General features: G+C 44.4%; 20 protein-coding genes. 6 read left to right on the top strand and 14 right to left on the bottom strand.

Translation table 11 applies throughout. The features are described from left to right. Positions 1 to 8 precede the first annotated feature (8 nt). Both C170_RS12575 and C170_RS12580 read right to left on the bottom strand, forming a co-directional pair. A complete protein-coding gene (locus C170_RS12575; protein ID WP_036609894.1) occupies positions 9 to 908 on the bottom strand; it encodes a hypothetical protein in 900 nt (299 codons plus the stop codon). An 84-nt stretch (positions 909 to 992) separates the two neighbouring features. After that, positions 993 to 1973 (bottom strand): Gfo/Idh/MocA family protein, encoded by a 981-nt coding sequence (locus C170_RS12580; RefSeq protein ID WP_036609898.1) that lies wholly within the window; start codon positions 1971 to 1973, stop codon positions 993 to 995. A gap of 411 nt (positions 1974 to 2384) precedes the next feature. Between C170_RS12580 and C170_RS12585 the strand changes: the two genes are divergently transcribed. The 4 genes from C170_RS12585 to C170_RS12600 all read left to right on the top strand — a co-directional run bounded on the left by C170_RS12585 (position 2385) and on the right by C170_RS12600 (position 5982). Beyond that, positions 2385 to 4016 carry a thiamine pyrophosphate-binding protein gene (locus C170_RS12585; protein ID WP_036609901.1) on the top strand — a complete coding sequence of 544 codons (1632 nt, stop codon included), beginning with the start codon at positions 2385 to 2387 and terminating at the stop codon, positions 4014 to 4016. 12 nt (positions 4017 to 4028) lie between these two features. Then, positions 4029 to 4397 (top strand): carboxymuconolactone decarboxylase family protein, encoded by a 369-nt coding sequence (locus tag C170_RS12590; protein ID WP_017689521.1) that lies wholly within the window; start codon positions 4029 to 4031, stop codon positions 4395 to 4397. Positions 4398 to 4584: 187 nt separating this feature from the next. Next, positions 4585 to 4935 (top strand): hypothetical protein, encoded by a 351-nt coding sequence (locus C170_RS12595; protein WP_036609902.1) that lies wholly within the window; start codon positions 4585 to 4587, stop codon positions 4933 to 4935. Between the two features lie 54 nt (positions 4936 to 4989). Next, a complete protein-coding gene (locus tag C170_RS12600) occupies positions 4990 to 5982 on the top strand; it encodes a 3-oxoacyl-[acyl-carrier-protein] synthase III C-terminal domain-containing protein (RefSeq protein WP_036609905.1) in 993 nt (330 codons plus the stop codon). A 263-nt stretch (positions 5983 to 6245) separates the two neighbouring features. On the opposite strand, the gene C170_RS12605 is transcribed toward C170_RS12600, so the two are convergent. The 8 genes from C170_RS12605 to C170_RS12640 form a co-directional block, all read right to left on the bottom strand. Continuing rightward, positions 6246 to 6554 (bottom strand): hypothetical protein, encoded by a 309-nt coding sequence (locus C170_RS12605; protein ID WP_036609906.1) that lies wholly within the window; start codon positions 6552 to 6554, stop codon positions 6246 to 6248. 193 nt (positions 6555 to 6747) lie between these two features. Further along, the gene (locus C170_RS12610) at positions 6748 to 7317 is read right to left on the bottom strand and encodes a manganese catalase family protein (RefSeq protein ID WP_036609908.1); all 570 of its coding nucleotides are present in this window, start codon (positions 7315 to 7317) and stop codon (positions 6748 to 6750) included. Positions 7318 to 7415: 98 nt separating this feature from the next. Beyond that, complete coding sequence (locus C170_RS12615; protein ID WP_036609910.1) at positions 7416 to 7691, bottom strand: spore coat protein CotJB; 276 nt, start codon at positions 7689 to 7691, stop codon at positions 7416 to 7418. After that, on the bottom strand, positions 7681 to 7920 hold the full coding sequence (locus C170_RS12620) for a spore coat associated protein CotJA (RefSeq protein ID WP_036609912.1): 240 nt from the start codon (positions 7918 to 7920) through the stop codon (positions 7681 to 7683). Before C170_RS12620 ends, C170_RS12615 begins: the two co-directional genes overlap by 11 nt. Positions 7921 to 8198: 278 nt before the next feature. Continuing rightward, positions 8199 to 9551: a hemolysin family protein gene (locus C170_RS12625; protein WP_036609914.1), complete on the bottom strand. Its 1353-nt coding sequence runs from the start codon at positions 9549 to 9551 to the stop codon at positions 8199 to 8201. A 46-nt stretch (positions 9552 to 9597) separates the two neighbouring features. Then, entirely contained in the window at positions 9598 to 10734 is a 1137-nt protein-coding gene (yfkAB, locus tag C170_RS12630) for a radical SAM/CxCxxxxC motif protein YfkAB (RefSeq protein WP_155985059.1), read from the bottom strand. A 220-nt stretch (positions 10735 to 10954) separates the two neighbouring features. Beyond that, on the bottom strand, positions 10955 to 12076 hold the full coding sequence (locus tag C170_RS12635; protein WP_036609917.1) for an HD-GYP domain-containing protein: 1122 nt from the start codon (positions 12074 to 12076) through the stop codon (positions 10955 to 10957). Positions 12077 to 12149: 73 nt separating this feature from the next. Further along, entirely contained in the window at positions 12150 to 13580 is a 1431-nt protein-coding gene (locus tag C170_RS12640; protein WP_036609921.1) for a bifunctional metallophosphatase/5'-nucleotidase, read from the bottom strand. Between the two features lie 120 nt (positions 13581 to 13700). Between C170_RS12640 and C170_RS12645 the strand changes: the two genes are divergently transcribed. Next, positions 13701 to 14447 carry a molybdenum cofactor biosynthesis protein gene (locus C170_RS12645; RefSeq protein ID WP_036609923.1) on the top strand — a complete coding sequence of 249 codons (747 nt, stop codon included), beginning with the start codon at positions 13701 to 13703 and terminating at the stop codon, positions 14445 to 14447. 124 nt (positions 14448 to 14571) lie between these two features. After that, complete coding sequence (locus tag C170_RS12650) at positions 14572 to 15621, top strand: HD-GYP domain-containing protein (protein WP_036609925.1); 1050 nt, start codon at positions 14572 to 14574, stop codon at positions 15619 to 15621. Positions 15622 to 15753: 132 nt separating this feature from the next. Here C170_RS12650 and C170_RS31150 read toward each other — a convergent pair whose 3' ends face one another. From C170_RS31150 to sufB, 4 genes are all read right to left on the bottom strand, one after another. Beyond that, a complete protein-coding gene (locus C170_RS31150; RefSeq protein WP_017689533.1) occupies positions 15754 to 15894 on the bottom strand; it encodes a hypothetical protein in 141 nt (46 codons plus the stop codon). A 150-nt stretch (positions 15895 to 16044) separates the two neighbouring features. Then, positions 16045 to 16764, bottom strand: a complete 720-nt coding sequence (locus C170_RS30035; protein ID WP_051447143.1) for a M23 family metallopeptidase — start codon at positions 16762 to 16764, stop codon at positions 16045 to 16047. Positions 16765 to 16973: 209 nt separating this feature from the next. Then, on the bottom strand, positions 16974 to 18323 hold the full coding sequence (locus C170_RS12660) for a jacalin-like lectin (RefSeq protein ID WP_200868500.1): 1350 nt from the start codon (positions 18321 to 18323) through the stop codon (positions 16974 to 16976). A 301-nt stretch (positions 18324 to 18624) separates the two neighbouring features. Then, on the bottom strand, positions 18625 to 20022 hold the full coding sequence (sufB, locus tag C170_RS12665; RefSeq protein WP_036609927.1) for a Fe-S cluster assembly protein SufB: 1398 nt from the start codon (positions 20020 to 20022) through the stop codon (positions 18625 to 18627). Between the last annotated feature and the right edge of the window lie 16 nt (positions 20023 to 20038).

Raw genomic sequence — 20038 nt, forward strand, 5'->3', positions numbered from 1 at the left:
AAAGTATATTATTTATATTGTAGTTGAGCGAAACTATCCACTTCTGAAAACTTATCTTGTTGATTTAATGACAAAGAACCTCCTATTGGAATGGAAACGCTAGGCGAAATTGAAAAAACTTTCTCTTGGTGTCTGTAGTATCCTAAAGTATCATAAAATGAGTTTAAGGTCCATTTACCACTTTCCCTAGGCTTGACGGTAAAACTAAGATACCCTCTCTCATCCCTGTAATTCATTGCTGGTGAAAATAAATTAAACTGAGCAGTGACGCCACCAGGATGGTAACGTAATGTTGCATTATTCTCTGTATACTCACGCCAGTCCATATTCAGTGGATTATAAGTATCGGTTTTATGAACGAAACTAGCTGTATTATTTAGAGGTGCTACATTATTACTAAGGCCAATGGCCAAAATATCCTCTTTATTATAATAAGCATTTTTAAGCCATTGAAATCTCACCGAAACCTGACCATTAGTATTGTAATAAGTCATATTTGTTTCAAGTCTTAGCCACGATGTTGTTGTAGTTTTACTGTCCCCAACGCTCTGTGTTGAAATTTCACTTTGCATTTCTTTCGCTATTTCATTCAATGCTTCTTCTCTAGTCACTTTGGTAACTACTGTATTGGTGCTGTCCTCGCTAAAAGACCTCATCTTTTGATTATCATCGTTTATTAAGTGTACAAGTTTAAAATATTCATCTTTATTAGATTTCAATCTTGGTTCTTTTGCCAGAAGTTTCTCTAAATCATTGTCAGTTAAGTCACTAGCAAATTCAGATGAAATTCCGTAACTTTGCACAATAAGTCTTTCCTTTTCACTTCGACTGTCTTCTTCTGCAAAAATCTGAGTGGGGACACATAAAAATAAACATAAAGATACTATTAGTTTTTTACCTTTTACCATAATATACCTCCTTTGTAGTATAACTTGATTACCACAAACGAAGAAAAATTAAACATTCGAGACAGACTTAATTCCAAATCATACTTAATTAAGTTGGTCACTGTTTTCTGTGTTCCGTAGTGCTTCCAGTATCAATTGTGCCTGATACCCATCGTTAAAATCATATATCTTAGCTGGTTTGCCCTGTATACGGGCAATGACATGTTTAAGAACCGGCAATTCACTGGCGGATTCAAGCACTTCTACTGGAGACAGTGGCTGCCCCACCAGACCCGTCTTCAAATCTTCCCAATTTTCCAGGGCAATCGTGCCTTCTGTGCCGTACACCACCATGGATACACGTTCTTCCCCCGCAAATTGAGAGATGCCATTTAGATGAATTCCAGTCCCGTCTTCCAGTTCCATTGCAGCCTGTACTTCTAGTTCACAGTCACCATTCTCAGGATATTGAACCTGAGTGCTCACTACCCGGATTGCACCAAACACCTTTTGAATCATATGAATCCAGTGAATCCCCACTTCAAGAATAAATCCACCCTGTTCCCGGCTCGTAATCCATGCATTCTGTTGCCATGATCGTGGCCACTGCGGGAATTGCAAAATGAGATCTATTTTGCGAATAGTCCCCACTGTACCCTGCTCAATCATCTCTTGCAACTTCAGCACGGAAGGTTCATGCGGCATAGAGAAGTGGATGGCATGAACAACGCCCGCCTGCTCTGCTGCATCCAGCATCTTTTCGGCTTCTTCTACACTATTGGCAAGCGGTTTCTCACAGAATACATGAATTTTGCGCTCCAGTGCTTCCATGACAACCGGATAATGAAATTTCGGCGGAACTGCAATATACAGCAGATCAATCTGATGTTCATTCATCAATTGCTTGTAATCCGTATATGTCCTAACTCCCCGATGAGAAGCTGCAAAAGACGCCAAACCTTCCTCATTCGCATCACACACCGCTACAATCTCAATCTCCGTGTCCATCTTCGTATTCTCGATTAGATGAACCATATGTAGTCCCATTTTACCCAGCCCAATCAGAGCCATCTTGATGACTGTCATTCCATCCCCTCCCAATTCCTTTCCAGTATAGCAGAAAGCAAAGAATTTCGAATGCGATGCGTTGATACGAAAAAAAATAAACCTCTAGCTTTCAAGTGGCTATTAGAGGCTGAAATTCATCATTTACAGTCATTATTTTACATTATTTGTAACTTTGTTGCGATTGGGTAATTCGTTGCAGGGATATATAACCAATTATTTTTACTTTATCCAGCAACACTTAAAGCGTTACCAACTTAAGAATCAGGAATTTAGACTCACAAAAACAGGTTGACAAAAAACCACAAAAAAAGATACTCTTCCTAATAACAATGAATATTTCCTCTTACAACCTTAGACTGTAACTTGCATTCAATAAATGGAATATGCGTATGGTTCTAATAACCTATTTCATGAAGCGAGGTGTCCCGCATGAGAACAGTTGCGGACTATTTGGCAGAAACTCTGCGTAATCTAGGCGTTACTCATGTCTTTGGTATTATTGGTAAATCCATCTGTCCTGCTGTACTGAAAATGGTGGATTACGGATTAGAGTTCATTCCAGGCCGTCATGAATCCAGCTCAGGTTTTGCCGCATCCGGTTATGCATTACAGACAGGTAAACTCGGCGTTGCCTTTGCCACATCCGGTCCGGGCGGAACCAATCTGCTTACTGCAGCAGCCCATGCAAAGGCCAACAATCTGCCTGTACTGTTTATTACGGGTCATCAATCCATTCAGGAACTGGGGCTCCCTCAGTGTCAGGATTCTTCTTCTTATCTGGCTGATCTGGCTGAAATGTTCAGACCTGCTACGCTATTCAGCAAACTGGTTGAGCGTGGAGATCACTTCGGCACACTGCTGAACCATGCCCTTTCCATTGCACTCGGTCCTAATAAAGGCCCTGTTCACCTCTGTATTCCTTTTGACGTACAGACCGAGTTGTTATCCCAATGCCGGATTGTCATTCCCGAACCGGAACCTCTGCTTAGCGTATCTAACCTGAATCGCATTTTTCCTCTCATTCAACAATCCAACCGCCCTTTAATTATTGCTGGTAAAGGTGTAAGTCGCGCCAGAGCCCATGATGAATTGCTTCAATTGGCCGAATCGTTCAACATTCCCGTCATTACTACTCCTGGTGGAAAAGGAGCGATTGCGTGGGACCATCCCTTGTACCATGGACCTTTTGGTGTTGGAGGTTTCCCGCATGCAGACGACATGTTGAACCAAAGTGACCTTTATATCGTACTCGGTTCACGTCTAAGTGACATGACCCTCTGCAATCTGAAGCCTGAACATCACCCGGCACACCTCATTCAATTTGACGCTGATCCTACATTTGTAGGCAAGATTCTGAGCGCTCAAACCTTACATATCACCGGTGATTTGAAGGACAACCTGCAATATTTGCTGGGCACATTAGAAGACCTTCCTACTCCTGTGAGAACCACGGCACCCATGGATTACACTGTCCCTTTACCAGATCTCCCCCAACTGTCTCTGGCTTCTGTACTAGATGGAATGAGCGATCTGCTTCCGTATGATCATAAGCTGTTTGTTGATGATGGCAGCCATGGATTTCATGCGGTTCAGCGATATAAAGTCAAGAAACCAGGCAGCTTTGTGTTTGACGCTTACTTTGCCTGCATGGGGAACGCCATTGGTATGGCGATAGGTGCAAAAGCCGCTTCACCCGGAGAGACCATTGTATGCATCACCGGTGACGGATGTTTCATGATGCTTGGGACGGAGATCAATACTGCGGTATGCAACAATCTGAACGTCATTTTCATTGTCGTTAACAACAAACAACTGGACATGGCACTCAAAGGAATGGAAAAAACAACAGGCAGAATTGATGGCACATTATATGAAGTTCCTATGGATGCTGCCAAATTCGCCGAATCTCTCGGTGCGGTTGCGTTTCGAGCAGAGACTCTTGCTGAATTCTCATCTGCGTTGAACACAGCCCAGACGTTGAATCAGGTAACTGTTATTGAGCTTCTGACCGATCGAGATGAAATTCCACCCACAGCTCACCGCACCGTAAATTTGAATTAGGAGGAGCATATCATGAGTGAACATGTAGCTCAGGGACTAGACCGTTTCGCGAAACTATCTGGTGAGTACGGCGCAAGAGCTCTCGCCCCCATCAAAGAACATTTTCCCGAATTGTCGGAATTTATTATGGGGACGGCGTACGGGGATATCTTTCAGCGCACCACGATTACGGATCAATGGAAGGAAGTTGCTATCATCTCTTCGTTGATCACCCAAGGACAGTATGAACAATTGGGCGTACATTACACGATGGCTCTGAGTGTCGGGGTAACTGTAGATCAGCTCAAGGGAATATTGCTACATCTGGCGCCATGTGTGGGTGCTCCACGCATTATAAGTGCATTTAATATTTTGCTTGCCACCTTGGACGAAATACAGTAATTCACTTTTCTACATTTTTATACATGATTCGACTTTTTTATTGATCTTTTTACATTCCTACCTTTATAATATGGTTAAATTATCCTTCGAACCAGCTCTCATCTTAGAAGCTTTCAGCAGAGGCCCTATGGGGCTGTGTATCCACTAACAGGATAGCCTTAACTCATTTAAAGGAGAGAGATCAAACATGGGAAATTTCATTCTGAAGACTGACGTTCCAAACAAGGTGTTAAACATTGAACTGGAGGGTTCTTTCTCTCAAGAAGACGGTTTGCGTTCCATCTCGGCCTATCAGGATACGATCGCTTCTATTAACACCAAGGAGTATGACCTGAACATCGATTGCAAAAAGTTGAATGTTACTGCTCCGGAGATTGTTCCTCTTCTGGAAGGCTGCCTTCAATTGTTCAAAAAAGATGAATATAAAAAAGTCGTGTTGACCCTCGAGAACAACGCGATTCTAAAAATGCAATTGTCCCGGCTCGGCCGATCAGTCGGTCTGGACAATCTCGAAATCATATCTACCGTTACCACTTAATAAACCAGGCGGACAAGCTGTGAATTCACCCTTCCGCTCAAGAGGAGAATGAAGATGGCCGGAATTCGTATTGTAGATATCGATATCTATCATCCAGCAACCAAGGTGCACAATGATTTTTATATTGAACATTTTGATGCAAGAGGTGTAGATATTCGTGGATTGTTACAGGCACTTGGTCGTGATACACGTTATAAAATTGACAAGGATGACGAAAATTCACTAAGCATGGCCTATGAGGCAGCCAGTAACCTACTGGAGAAAACCGGACTCACCGGTGCAGATATTGATCTGATTGCTTATGCAAGCCAAACGCCAGAATACATCTTTCCTACGAATTCCCTGATGATCCATCGCCTGATTAACGGAGCTTCTCACACGATCTGTATTGACAGCAACGCCAACTGCGCGGGTATGACTGCTGCTTTCGAACAAGTTAGCCGGCAGATGCTGGGCAATCCTCGAATTCGCCGCGCATTAATCATCGGCTCTGATTACGTGGCTCCTCACGCCAGTCCCGATGATCCCGTATACTTCGCCAATTTCGGTGATGCAGCAGCGGCGGTTATTGTAGAGCGGGATGAACATGCTGTCGGTTTCATTGATTCAATCTATCAGACGGATACCTGCGTGTATGGTAATTCTCTTTTTCCTGCACAAGGCTTGGCAAAGCTGGGCAAAACGGGTGTAGATGCGGGTGCCTTTCATGTGAAATTCATCCCATTTGATGATTCCATCTGTGTGGATGCTGCTTCAGAGTCCATTCGTACCTTGCTGATACGTAACGAGATTGCTCCAGATGAGATCAGAGCGGCCTGCTTCTCCCAACTATCCATTAGTAACATTCGGGCTGTATCCGAGAACGTCGGCATTGGTGATGATATTGCCGTCTATATCGGAGATGAGTTCGGATACACCTCAACCAGCAGTCCGTTCATCGCATTACATCGAGCGGTTACAACCGGTCAGATTCAGCGTGGTGACAAAGTGTTGTTCTGGACCGTTGGAGCCGGATGGCAAAATGTTGCCATGGTAGTTGAATATTAGGTATACACTTCAAAATCCAATAAAACCATCCCAGTAGTATACCGGGGATGGTTTTATTTTTTCCTTTTTCTCCCTTATCATTGGAGATTAAACATCTATAATTGTGAAAAGTACCACTTACATATTATTACACAATAAATATGATTTAAAAGTGAAAAGTAGCAGTCCAAATTATTTTATCTTGGAACTGCTACTTTCAATTTTATTATAAATGCGTTGTTATAAGAACTTAAATACTGGAAGGTTTAATCTACCATTTCTGATTATCTGTAAACGGTCCCTTCGTATCTTGCAGCAACAATTCCATCCACAGTATGATAACTAACCAACACCAAGGTTCCTACATAGCCATCTGGCGTAATATAGTCCGTAAGATATTTCGGTACTCCAAAACCTACAGGGTAATAATGCACTACAGAAAAAGGTTTACTTTCAAGCCTAGCAGATACTACGTCTGATACACTTGTACTGGTATTGGGTTGAATATTTGCCGCGGACACGCCTGCACTTGAAATGGAAGTAGTCAGAATAAAGGAACATGCAGTCAAAATAAGAACTTTACTAAGTCTCAAAATGATCATCTCCTAAATAGAGTTTTTAACTACCATTTCATTGTATAGTATGCGAGTACATTTAACAACAATATTTGTAAATTATATAATTATATGTAATTTTATTTTAAAATGAATTATTTAGTAATACTATCTTTTCATACAAAAAAGCAGCCCTACTGGACTGCTGAACTTCTGCCTCGATATCAAATATTCAGAAAATTTTCTTCGTATCCCGATCGTCTTTCAGAATCTCCACGGCTTCGCGGAATCTTAGAGAATGCACAATCTCCCGTTCCCGCAGAAACTTCAGACTATCCTGCAGATCCACGTCATCGGTCAGGTCGATCAACCATTGATATGTAGCCCGGGCTTTCTCTTCTGCTGCAATGTCCTCGTACAGATCCGCAATTGGATCACCCTTTGCAGCAATGTAGGCAGCTGTAAAGGGTACACCGGAGGAATTGGTATAAAACAAGGCAGAATCGCGTTGAGCATAGTTCGGCCCAAGTCCCGCTTCTTCCAATTGATTCACCGACGCGTCCTTGGTCAACTTGTAGATCATGGTGGCAATCATCTCCAGATGAGAAAATTCCTCTGTAGCAATATCCGTCAGCAGACCGATAATCTTGTCTGGAATCGTATAACGCTGATTCAGATATCGAAGGGCAGCGGCCAACTCCCCATCGGCACCGCCATATTGTTCCATCAGCAATTTCGCCATACGAGGATCACATTTACTAACCCTTACGGGATATTGCAGTTTTTTCTCATACACCCACATGTAAGACGCCTCCCTCTACGTTATTAAAATACAGCCCTTCTTCTAACCCTCGGGCTTCCTGTCCCTAAAGTCCTGCAAGGAAGCCTGAGGCTGATGTGTCACACTTGCCATGGCCAGGGTGTCTGAGACCATTCCCAAGGATACTTGGAGAAAGCATGCCCAAAGTTCATCAACGGTCCGTACAACTGCTGAAATTCATGGGCTACCCTCATTCGCTCCTGGCTGAACTTGTTGTACTGCTCAATGCTTTGGAAGTCTCCCGGATGGGTGTCCAGGTACAGATTCAGTTCCACCAACACGAAATCCAGCGCCTGAAGTTCTTCAAGCAATTCGTAGTATTTAGCGTCACAGGGTTTCGGCACTTCAGGTTCCATCCACTTCCACCTTCCTTCCCTTTGATCTAGCTGGTGTATAAGGGCTGTATAATGCAGGCCATAAGGTTCCCAATCTCAACGCTTCCGCCGGGCTGTACTGCGGCCAGCCCATGGGCTGAAATGGAATAAATAACTGCGGAGGTACCAGATACGTCCGAATCGCTACCGGCGGACAAGGATCAAACGGCCCCACAAAAGGGGCGTAAGCACGAAGCTGCGGATCTTTCACAAAACAACGCCTCCTTATTACATCGTTGGTGCATATTGAATAACACTGAGTTCTTTCCCGCTTCCCGTCTCTATATCCATATGACGCTGTCCCCGAAGTTAATCCGAAATTCGTTTCAACTATGTGCAGAATTTCTCCAAATTCTTCTTTAAAATAAAAAAAGACCTTCGGTTCGTTCCCCTTTCAGGTAACGTCCAAAGGTCTTACATCCTGGCAGATCTTCGTAATCTGCATCATTTTATACTTTTGCTCGTCTTATCTTACTCCTGCAACGAGTTCTATTCTGCTGGTTTTTCTTCCGAATTCATGTCTTGAGGGACAGATTGCTTGTACACTCGAACACGGGTAATTCGCAAACGAGTCGATTCTTCCACTTCAAAAACGTACCCATTCAGCTCCTGCGTTTTCCCCTTGGATGGATTGCCCCCAAGCTCTTTAAACAACCATCCGCCGATGGTATCCACTTCTTCATCCTCAATGATGGCTCCAGTCCACTTATGAACTTCTTCAATAAGCGAACGACCATCAATGGAGAATGAATCTCCACTGCGTTCCATATGCGGACGCTCATCCTCAAACTCGTCATACAAGTCTCCAACAATCTCTTCCAGAATTTCTTCCGCAGTCAGTAGTCCCGCTGTGCCACCATATTCATCCACAACCAGCGTCATCTGTGAATGTTTCTTCTGCATGAGACGCAGTACATGGCTGATTTCCATCGATTCAGGAACGTTTAAGATTGGACGGACAAGTGAAGCCAGATCATGTTGTTGCTCCGGTTTAGCCAGCAACAGATCGGTGATGTGTATAAATCCAATGATCTCATCCTTGTCTTCTACTGCTACGGGATAACGGGAATGTTTGGTTGCATTAATGATCTCCAGGTTCTCTTCCAAAGACATATGTGTGTACAGACAATCCATGTCTGTGCGTGGCAGCATCACTTCACGTGCCAACATATCGGAGAAATCAAAGATGTTGTCCATCAGTTTGATCTCATCTTTATCGATGACACCACTTTTGGCACTCTGCTTCATCAGAATACGAAGTTCATCTTCCGAGTGAGCTTCGCCTTCACTGGCAGGTTCGATACCCGCCAGACGCAGCAATGCATTGGCCGATACATTCAGTACCCAGATGAACGGGAAGAAGATTTTGTAGAACAACAGCAAGGGCGCAGATAAAAATAATGCCACTCCGTCTGTTTTTTGAATTGCCAACGATTTAGGTGCAAGCTCACCCAGCACAATATGCAGAAACGTAATGATACAAAAACCGATAATGACCGACACGGTCGAAATAAGCCCTGTATCTCCTACACCAAGTTTAAACATGAGTGGCTCAACGAGCAATTCGGAGATGGCCGGTTCTCCCAGCCACCCGAGTCCAAGCGATGTCAGCGTAATCCCGAACTGAGTTGCCGATAGATAGGAATCCAGTTTACTATTCACCTTCAGTGCATAACCCGCCATACGATTTCCTTCACTCTGCAATTGAGTTAAGCGTGTCTGCCTTACTTTCACAAGCGAAAATTCCGCTGCGACAAATACGCCATTCAAAAATACGAGCAAAAAGACACAGACCAGATTAAATACCAGCTGCCCAAGATGAAATTCGGTATGAATATCCAAGTTGAAACTCCCCTTTTCTATCTATTTCAGGAATACACCTGGAATATCAACGTGTGATTGCCTTTCTCGATTTGAAATCCACACCCTTGTAATACATATCTGCCACCAGCAGGTTTGGTCCGCAACAGGATGCGATATCGCAATGGCAATTGACCGTTTGATTCAACGGATGTTCAGCTGACCATTCATGGAACACATCATCCAGTTTACGATCACGAATGTTGCCAAACGCCGGGATGTCCGCAAAATCCGTCACATATACATTGCCCGTAAACATGTTCACGTTAACGCGGTTGCGTCCGTCCGGATCATTACGCACCGTCACATTTGGTTCGCTGTATAGTCGATTGATCAGTTCTCGATCCTGCTCTGCAGCACTGCACGCGAAGAATGGAAGAGTACCAAAGAGCATCCACATATCTTTGTCACGTGCATCAAGCAAACGATGTATCGCTGCTCTCATATGGTCCAGTGATAACACGGGCAACGACGAAGCAAAGTTCGAATTATACATTGGATGCACTTCGTGACGAACACAGCCCATCTCACGAATCAATTGATGAATACCATCCAGCTTGTCGTGTGTACGGAAGTTAATCATGGACTCGGCAGAGATAAACATGCCTGCTTCACTTAATTTGCGGGAATTTTCAATCATTTTCTCATACATCTTCACCGCGACTTCACGTTTCACAGGTCTGCCACTATTCGCAAATCCGACTTGATGGAAATCGTCAGCATTCAGGTAGTTGAATGAGATATGCATAACGTCCAGATACGGCAAAAGTTGCTCATATCGGCTGATATCCAGCGTTAAATTCGAATTGATCTGGGAACGAATTCCACGTTCCTTGGCATATTTGAGCAGCGGGATGATCATCTCATCCACTGTTTTCTGGCTAAAGCTTGGCTCGCCACCCGTCAGACTAATCGTCTGCAGATGCTCCACTTCATCCAATCGTTTCAGCATCAGCGGTAATGGAAGAGCCGGCGCTTCACGCATCGTAAGCATATCTCCTACGGCACAGTGCTCACACCGCATGTTGCACAGATGTGTCACAGTCATTTCTACACTGGTCAACACATGGCGTCCATATGTACGCAGAGAGCCAATCGGATCCCACGGATCATTCGTTGGCGATAAAGGCATCGGTTGTACCGATCCTGAGTTTAGCATGGTCATTGTTCTTCACCTTATTCCTTTTATTAACCTAAAAAGTTTTATTTACATCATACCTTGTGTTTCTCTTTTTGGAGTTGTCTTTTATCATAGCACAATTTTGAATGCTCCGGCATACGTAGACCCTGTCCATTACATGACAAAAAACACTCAGGTAACTCCGGGCCGAATCACGAAACGGCCCCGATATTACGACATGAGCGCTAATCATTTCTAAGCTTGTTCAGCTTTCCAACCGTTCACTTTGGGCAGATGAAGGTGTATCCTCCAGACCCTCTACACCTGTGATCATCACAGACAGTGCTGTAGACAGGTTAATTTCGTAGGGCGAAGATAAGGTCTGGCCGTCGGCATCCTTGAGCACCCGGATAAGTGGACGTTGAGGAACACGTGGATGAATCGCTGCAACTACCCCAACCTCTCCCGTACTGAGCGTGACCGATAGACCCACGGGGTAGATCGCTACACAATCCCTGAATCTCTCCAGCATTCGTTGTTCATAAAGCGTTCCTGAGCCCGTATACAGCACCTCTACGGCCTGATGTGGCAGCAAGGCTTGCTTGTAGACTCGATTCGTTGTCATGGCATCATACGAATCAGCAAGAGCAATCCACTTGGCATACTCATGAATCTCTTTATCCTTCAGCCCAAAGGGATATCCGCTGCCATCAATTCGCTCATGGTGCTGCAATGCACAATGTGCAGATAGAAGCGGTATACCTGGTTCGTCTTTGAGAATACGATGTCCATATGTAGTGTGCTGCTGAATGATTTTGAATTCCTCGTCACTTAATCTGGAAGGCTTATGCAGAATTTCTGGTGCAATCTGTGTCTTGCCAATATCATGCAATAAGGCACCCAGACCAATCTCCATTAATTGCTGGCGTGTGTAACCCGAAGCGACACCAAGAACCAGTGTATACACACATACATTCAGCGAATGATTATACAGGTCAAAATCACTGGAGTTCATGTCCATCAGCATAATCATGGCTTCCTTCTGACTGCCGATGTCTTCCAGAATCGCATTCATCACACCACTAAGCGCTTTACCGAAATGAGGAATCCGATTTTTGGTTTTCAGTCCTGACATGCTCTGAAATTGCTGTTTAATCTCGACCAGTGCTTTCCTTCGGGTCTCTTCCTGCAACATTTCAGGAACAATGATGTCCTCTGTCGCAGCATCTTTAATATACACATAACCGACTCCGAGATCCTTAAGGCGTCCAATCAATCGACTGGTTAGCTCTACATCCTCACTAAGTAATACAAGGCCTTCTTCACTATAAATACGTTTCCCCAGCTTCATGCCAGGCTGCAATAAGTTTATATGTACTAAACGCACAGCCTATCCTCTCCCGCTCCGTAGATGTAATTACCACTAGCCGCCGCTTCAGCAGAAGGCAAGTACTTTAAATTTAGCTTTGATGCCAGCGGGCTCGCAGGCTGTCGTCCAGAGCCCCTGGTCGTTTTATTTCCGTTTCCAGCAAATCGCGTATGAATTCCGGAAGATGATAGAGCGTACGGGTTCCATGAGCAAGAGGAGGATACCCCACATTGAACGTAAACATGTCCAGTGTCCCAACGATATACTCACATTGTTCGTCCATAGGCTCCCCATTGATGGATATGGTCTGGATCTTCTCATAGGCTGGCGCATCTGGGTTGTATTGAACTTCTATTCCGTCCATACATAACGTGCCTAGAATATGACCACGAAAACCAAATCCCACAATGGGCTTACCTGAAAACTCGTCCAACAAGGACTGCTCAAGTGCTTCACGAATATAACTTCCACTCAAGCATATTGTACAAGCATTTATAGGAGATGGACATAGGGAATGCAACATTCCTTTTGTAATATTACCTTGTGGAAGATCTCCTAGAAGCTGACCTGCATTCACCAGAGACAGCTGTGCCCCCGTGAAATGACGTACAGCTTGTGCAAGCAAGGTTGCAAACGGGGACTCCCGGTCATACGTGATGGGCAGCACCCGATCCGTTATCACTGCCGTCTGATTGAGTGTCCTTTCGGCCTCCGTACGATTCGTAGCGATTGCCAGCGCGACCTGATCATCCAGTAATATACTCTTGGCAGCCATACAACCGCTACTTACCAGATGGAGAGGTTCTCCCACACTTATTCGTTCCAGAACCACTTTCCCAAGCCATTGGCCAAATTTTCCAGCTGCGCCCAGCACGGTCTGACCAATGACTAAAGGTTCTTCGAGAACATGATGGGTATGTCCACCGAGAATAACATCAATTCCAGTAATCTGCTCCGCCAGTCTCCGATCTGTCGAAAGCCCCAGATGAGAAAGAATAACCACAACATCTACTTCATCACGTAATGCTTCCACTTGAGCTCTTAATGACTCCACAGGGTCCAGAACATCCCACCCGAGCAATTCGTAAAACGTGGTAAAAGGGGCCGTTGCCCCCAGCAGACCAACGCGAAATGGACCTTTCTCCACAATAAGAGAAGGTTTCATCCACACTGGCGCAAGTCCAGTATCTTGCTCCACAACATTGCTGCATACCACAGGACACAGAAGTCCAGCGTAGGACTGTGAGAGCTGAGCTGGCGTAAAGGTTAGTCCTTCGTTGTTACCGATTGTAATGGCATCGTAGCCCGTCAGGTTAATAACATCAACATTAGCCGTACCCAGTGTTCCCTCTGTTTCAACGGCCATCCGGTCCATATGATCGCCGATATCCAATACAAGGAAGTTGCCACCTTGGTCACGTTCCTCATTGATCATAGCGGCGATGGTGCTCATGGAGCCGAAGTGGCTATGAATGTCGTTGGTGTGCAGAATCGTTAACTTTTGCTTCTCCCTGGTGCTCATCACACCGCCTCCCCTGCTCTTCAATAAACGTTCATTCTTCTAATGGATAAGCATAACATTTTCCGCGTCGTTATGATATATTTATAGGGTTTAGAGATCAAAAAGAGGTGAGTCATATCTATGAAATTGACAATTCAACTATTTGCAGGCATTGCAGAACGTTTAAATACATCCCTTCTGGAGTTTGAGTACATTGGAGATATTCCAACCGCTGCCGATTTAAAAGAAAAACTGAGTCTGGCCTACCCAGAGGCAGCTTCTCAGATAAGGACATCCTTTTTGGCAGTTAACCAGCAGTACGCTCCTGCCGATACTATACTTAGCTCAGAAGATGAACTTGCGTTGATCCCTCCCGTCTCTGGAGGCGATGGTACGGATATATCCGATGAACAGCTTCGCTCTACCGTTCCAGAGCATCGGACTGAAGATGGCTTATTTCTAATTACAGAATCCACTTTGTCCGTGGAAGCAACAACGGCGCTAGTGATTACCCCGAATCACGGGGCAGCTCTTACTTTTGTAGGTACAACTCGTGAAATGACCGGTGAACAGCGCACCGTTCATCTTGAATACGAGGCCTATGTGCCGATGGCTCTTTCTCAGATGGCAGCCATTGGTGTGGAAATCTCCGATCGCTGGCCTGGTGTGTTATGTGCAATCAGTCACCGAATCGGCAAAGTAGATGTGGCAGAGATTAGTGTAGTCATTGCTGTTTCCTCGCCTCATCGCAACGACTGTTATGATGCAAGCCGTTACGCCATAGAGAGACTGAAACAGACCGTTCCGATCTGGAAAAAGGAAATTTGGGAAGATGGATCTGAATGGAAGGGGCATCAATTAGGACCATGGAACCCCATGGAGAACTAAACAATGAGCCTTTACACCTTTTTAGACAGAGTGGGTTAATAGTAAATAAGTCGTTGTCAACCCATTTTTTTCTTGTTATTATAATTATATGTGTCGATATTAGTCGAGAAAAGGTGGTTTATACGTGAGAGTGCATGTTACTGATCTTAAACCGGGTGACCTGTTACAAAATGATGTATACAACAGTTCGGGTCTCCACATGCTGATGAAAGGTTCCACCCTCAGTGAAGATGACCTATCCAAACTGTTGCAACATGGAATCGAGTACGCAGATGTAGAACACACACCATCCGACCTACACTCTGATGCACAAACCTTACCTTCCGATCAAACCCGTCTGTTAACTAATTTGTTTAACGATACGATCAAAGGTACTGAATCTCTATTTCAACAAGCGATGGAGAAGGGTTTTATTGATGAGACACAGGTCGATGAGATTTTGTTTACCCTAACAGAACAGTTGGAAAAACAAAAAGATGTTGTCTCCTTGTTGCTTATGCTTGACGGGGATAGCGATTATACGTACAACCATTCATTGCAAGTCGGAATGCTCGCTTTTTATATCGCCGGCTGGATGGGTTACAACCCCGAGGAATGTCTAACTGTAGCCAAAGCAGGATATCTTCATGATATCGGCAAGTCCAAGATTCCTTCTGAGATTTTACATAAACCTGGTAAATTGACCACGGAAGAATTTGACGAAATGAAGAAACACACATTCTATGGGTACGATATCATTAAAGAATCCACGCAGGATGAAATTCTGGCAATGGTTGCACTTCAACATCATGAGCGCGAGGATGGAAGTGGTTATCCTCATGGACTGCGAGGAGACGAGATCCACCCATATGCCCGTATAACTGCTGTAGCAGACGTTTACAGCGCCATGACGACGAATCGGGTATACCAGACCAAACAGGAACTGATCTCTGTTCTGTGTGAGCTGTACAGCCTCAGCTTTGGTCAGTTAAATGCTGAAGCAACACAGGAACTGATCAAGCACATGCTGCCTAATTTTATCGGTAAAAGGGTTCTGCTCACCACGGGTCAGACGGGACTCATTGTCATGAATAATCCTGCGGATTATTTCCGACCACTCGTTCAGACCTCTACGGCCTTTATCGATTTAGCGAAAGAAAGAGATATTGCTATCGTTGAGATTTATGTACAGTAACTATTCATTGTACACAGCATGTATACGAAGAACCCCATAGTAACTGAAATAACCAACTTATAGGTTGGCATATGACAAAAGGGAAGCCGTAATCGGCTTCCCTTTTGTCTATTCCGATTCGATCATGTTGGATTACACACAGAATGCTTTTGTGATGATAACCAACAGAATGAACAGTACCAAGATTGCACCAGTGTTTGTGAACATATTGTATCCACCAACGCCGCCTACTCCGCCTACATTGCCACCACAGCCATATCCTACTTCGCTCATGTGATTGCCTCCTCTTCATCAGGTATACCCTAACATATGACGTTTCCGTTGGAATGAACCGGGCGAACAGGCAACATTCGATAAATGGTTGTCTGTCTGCATCTACCTGAGTGGGTTAGCCTTTTGCTACTCCCTGTTCTTTGCAGGGATCTATATATCGGACTCCGAATGAACCTGGATGCCTTTTTCCTTGCGGTACATGATAACAAGTAATCTCCAAAATTCATAACTACCTCTATCATTCATAATAAACGGTCGATAATAATCAAATGCTTGTTGCGCCCATGCGGGACAATCCATATTGGAAAGTTGCTCCTGTTGCTGAATCCATCCCCCTTGAATCTCCAGCGTTTTCTGCATGGCTTCAAACATTTTCTTCTGCTCAGTGGTCATCGGCGGAGCCTCCTGTTCCTGAGATCCAGTTCCGTATTCGGCCTGTAGATACGCACCCGGTTCCGTCACACCATCTTCGCTGGCTGTATACCCGTAAGATGGTGTACTTGTTTTACGAATCTCATAATGTACATGCGGGCCAGTACTCTGACCCGTGCTTCCCTGATTCCCGATAAGCTGGCCTCGCTTCACCCGCTGCCCAACGGTTACGGCAATCCGCGAAAGGTGAGCATAACAATGCAAGTAGCCACGATGATCTTGAAGGGCAACTGTAAGCCCGTAACCGCCGAATCCGGAGCCTGTAACTCCTTCGGAAGCAAAACGTACCCTACCTTCCATAAAGGCATAGACGGGGCCATTCCAAGGCTCTGTCACGAGATCAATTCCGCGGTGAAATGTCTGTCCACCATGAATAGGATGAATTCGATAGCCGAATGAACTTGTAATCCGATATCCCTCGAAAGGGTTCACGCTCATACACTCACATCCTTTTCTATCATTAAATGCTTAAATCTATGAAATGGCTTGTGCTATTGGTCTTATTTTATTCCACAAAAATACCGCTCAGAATATCATTAGGGAAACCTTATGGTCTCTCTCCAACGTATATTCCAAGCGGCGCTGTGCTAATATGAACACTCTATGAGATGTATATATTATTATTTCATTTTAACCACTGCTCACTTCTAATTCAGAGGTCTGTATATGACGCCTAGCTGATCCAATTCCTGTCCTGCTCTTCCATAAAATCCGGCAATGTACCACCCTGCTGGTGCCTCAAGTTTGATTTGATCCGAGGTCTTTTGTCCGCCTTCAACTTTATTTCCAAGATTGGTGGACAACTCCACGTAAAAGATCCGTTTATCTCCATTACGTGTCCCCTGACCAATTGTTGCCTCGGTTAAGTACTCTCCGTCTGCCAAGTTCAGTGTGGCAATGTTGGATTGACCACCATGTACCAGGTTCGTTCCATCCCTGTACAGCGTTGAAATGCCGTCTACACGGTTGCCCGAATTAAGCACCACTGAGCTAGGTCTGGCATCGGGAATCTGATTCAGATCATTAAACCCAGTTCCTCCAGATCCTCCGATTGTTGAACTTAGTTGGTACTGAGAAGATGTGCTGTACACAAATTCCGCTGTAATCGGATAATGATCGGAGAGTTGCTTCCGACTCGGGTCAACAAATGTTTGATTTTCCAAACGGTAGCTCTGTGCATTAAGGGACAATGCCTTGCTTCCTCGATACAAAATTTTGTCTACGATCTCATAGTTTGGTCCGTTTAAATTGGTTGCATCCATAAGGGCATCTCCATCAGCGGGAATACTCCCACCCCGAATCAAATCGATCCACGGATCTCTTAAACCATTCTCAGACATGAGCAACTCTATATTGTCAGCCGCACGAGTGTACCGTGTATTGGTATCCCCAAATACGATAACTGCGTTCCCGTCCGAGTGCTCCTTTATGTAATTGGAGAGTTGTCTGATATTATCTCGTCTGGCCTCAAGCGATTTATCATCGCTACCTGCGTCCGCATGCAAGTTGTACACGTCCAATTTTACCTGAGGTGTGATCTCATATGTAGCTGCTGTAAATCCTTTTGGAGTCAATTCATCACTTCCATTGTCAAAAAGACCAGATCGCTTATCCCAGGTAATACGTTTCAAGTCACGGAATGGATATTTGGACAGACTGTTCAACCCACTACCAAAACCCGCAATTCCGCTTGTTGTCGTCAAATACGGCAGAGTGACTTGGGATATCAGCTCATTATGATAATTAAAATCCTCTTGCACATTAATGATGTCATAGTCATTTAATTTGGGGGAAATCTGAACGGTGTACTCCTTGGGGTTGGAACTGGATACCAGGTCCGGAAGACCACCTACATTGTAACTAAGTACGTTGAATGAACCCGATACCGATCCACCTTCTGCAGCACTCGCCGTTGATAAAAATAACGGAGAGCTCGTAAAGGCAACAACAGCAGACAATACCAAGGCTGCTCCTTTTTTAACTATACTTCTTCGCATCATAACCCTCCTCATATTAGAATCTATTCAAATATATGTAATATTCGTTAATGGAAGAATAACGCTGGTCTATTCATTTGTAAATATACAAATTGAACTAAAGAATATTTCCGCTTGCCACTCCGATAACAGAATAACCTTCTGATCACTGTTATCCCCAGATTTTTTGAATAAAAATACCCCCTAGAGAGACTTTTTAGAAAGTCTGTTCTAGAGGGTATTCGATCACATAAAACGATATCTACCGCTTAACATCAGCAACTAGCTTCAGCTTTACGGCTTCGAAAGGCGCTGCATTGGATTAACCAATGGAACCTTCCATTTCGAATTTAATCAATCTATTCATCTCAACGGCGTATTCCATTGGCAATTCCTTCGTGAATGGCTCAATGAAGCCCATGATAATCATCTGTGTTGCTTCTGCATCAGTCAGACCACGGCTCATCAGGTAGAAGAGTTGATCCTCAGACACTTTGGATACTGTAGCTTCATGCTCCAGCATGATGTTATCATTCATGATTTCATTGTAAGGAATTGTATCTGATGTGGACTCATTATCGAGAATGAGTGTATCACACTTGATGTTGGATTTCGCGCCCTCAGCTTGACGCCCAAAGGAAGCCAAACCACGGTACGTTACTTTACCACCATGTTTACTGATGGATTTGGAAACAATCGTAGATGTTGTATCCGGAGCCAAGTGGATCATTTTCGCACCTGCATCCTGATGCTGGTTTTTACCAGCTACAGCGATGGAGAGTACGGAACCTTTAGCTCCACGGCCTTTCAGTACAACCGCTGGATATTTCATCGTCAGTTTGGAACCGATGTTACCATCGACCCATTCCATCGTTGCATTTTCTTCAGCAACCGCACGTTTCGTAACGAGGTTGTAGATGTTTGGTGCCCAGTTTTGAATCGTTGTGTAACGAACACGAGCATTTTTCTTACAGATGATCTCAACAACCGCACTGTGCAGTGAGTTCGTGCTGTAGATTGGAGCTGTACATCCCTCTACATAGTGAACGAAGCTATCTTCGTCCGCAATGATGAGTGTACGCTCGAATTGTCCCATATTCTCGGAGTTAATCCGGAAGTAGGCTTGCAGAGGTACTTCACATTTAACGCCCTTAGGCACGTAGATAAAGCTTCCTCCGGACCATACCGCACTATTCAAAGCAGCAAATTTATTATCTGCTGGTGGAATAACCGTTGCAAAATATTCACGCAGGATTTCGGGATGCTCTCTGAGAGCCGTGTCCGTATCCATGAAGATTACACCTTGGTCTTCCAATTCCTTTTGCATGTTGTGGTATACAACCTCGGACTCATACTGAGCCGATACACCTGCAAGGAACTTTTGCTCTGCTTCAGGGATACCCAATTTATCAAAAGTTTCCTTGATTTCGGAAGGAACTTCCTCCCATGTTTTACCTTGTTTCTCCGAAGCACGCACATAATACTGAATTTCATTGAAATCCAATCCGTCTAGATCTCCGCCCCATTTTGGCATTGGCATCTTTTCGAATTGTTTCAAAGATTTCAAACGGAATTCCAACATCCATTCCGGTTCATTCTTAATCTTGGAAATTTCGGTAACCACTTCTGCAGTCAGACCTTTACCGGTTTGAAAGATGGATTTGTGCTCGTCGCGAAAACCATATTTGTAATCTTCCATTTCTGGTGCTTTTTTAGCCATCTTGCTCTACCTCCCT

It is taken from the genome of Paenibacillus sp. FSL H7-689, assembly GCF_000517905.1.
GTDB lineage: Bacteria > Bacillota > Bacilli > Paenibacillales > Paenibacillaceae > Paenibacillus > Paenibacillus amylolyticus.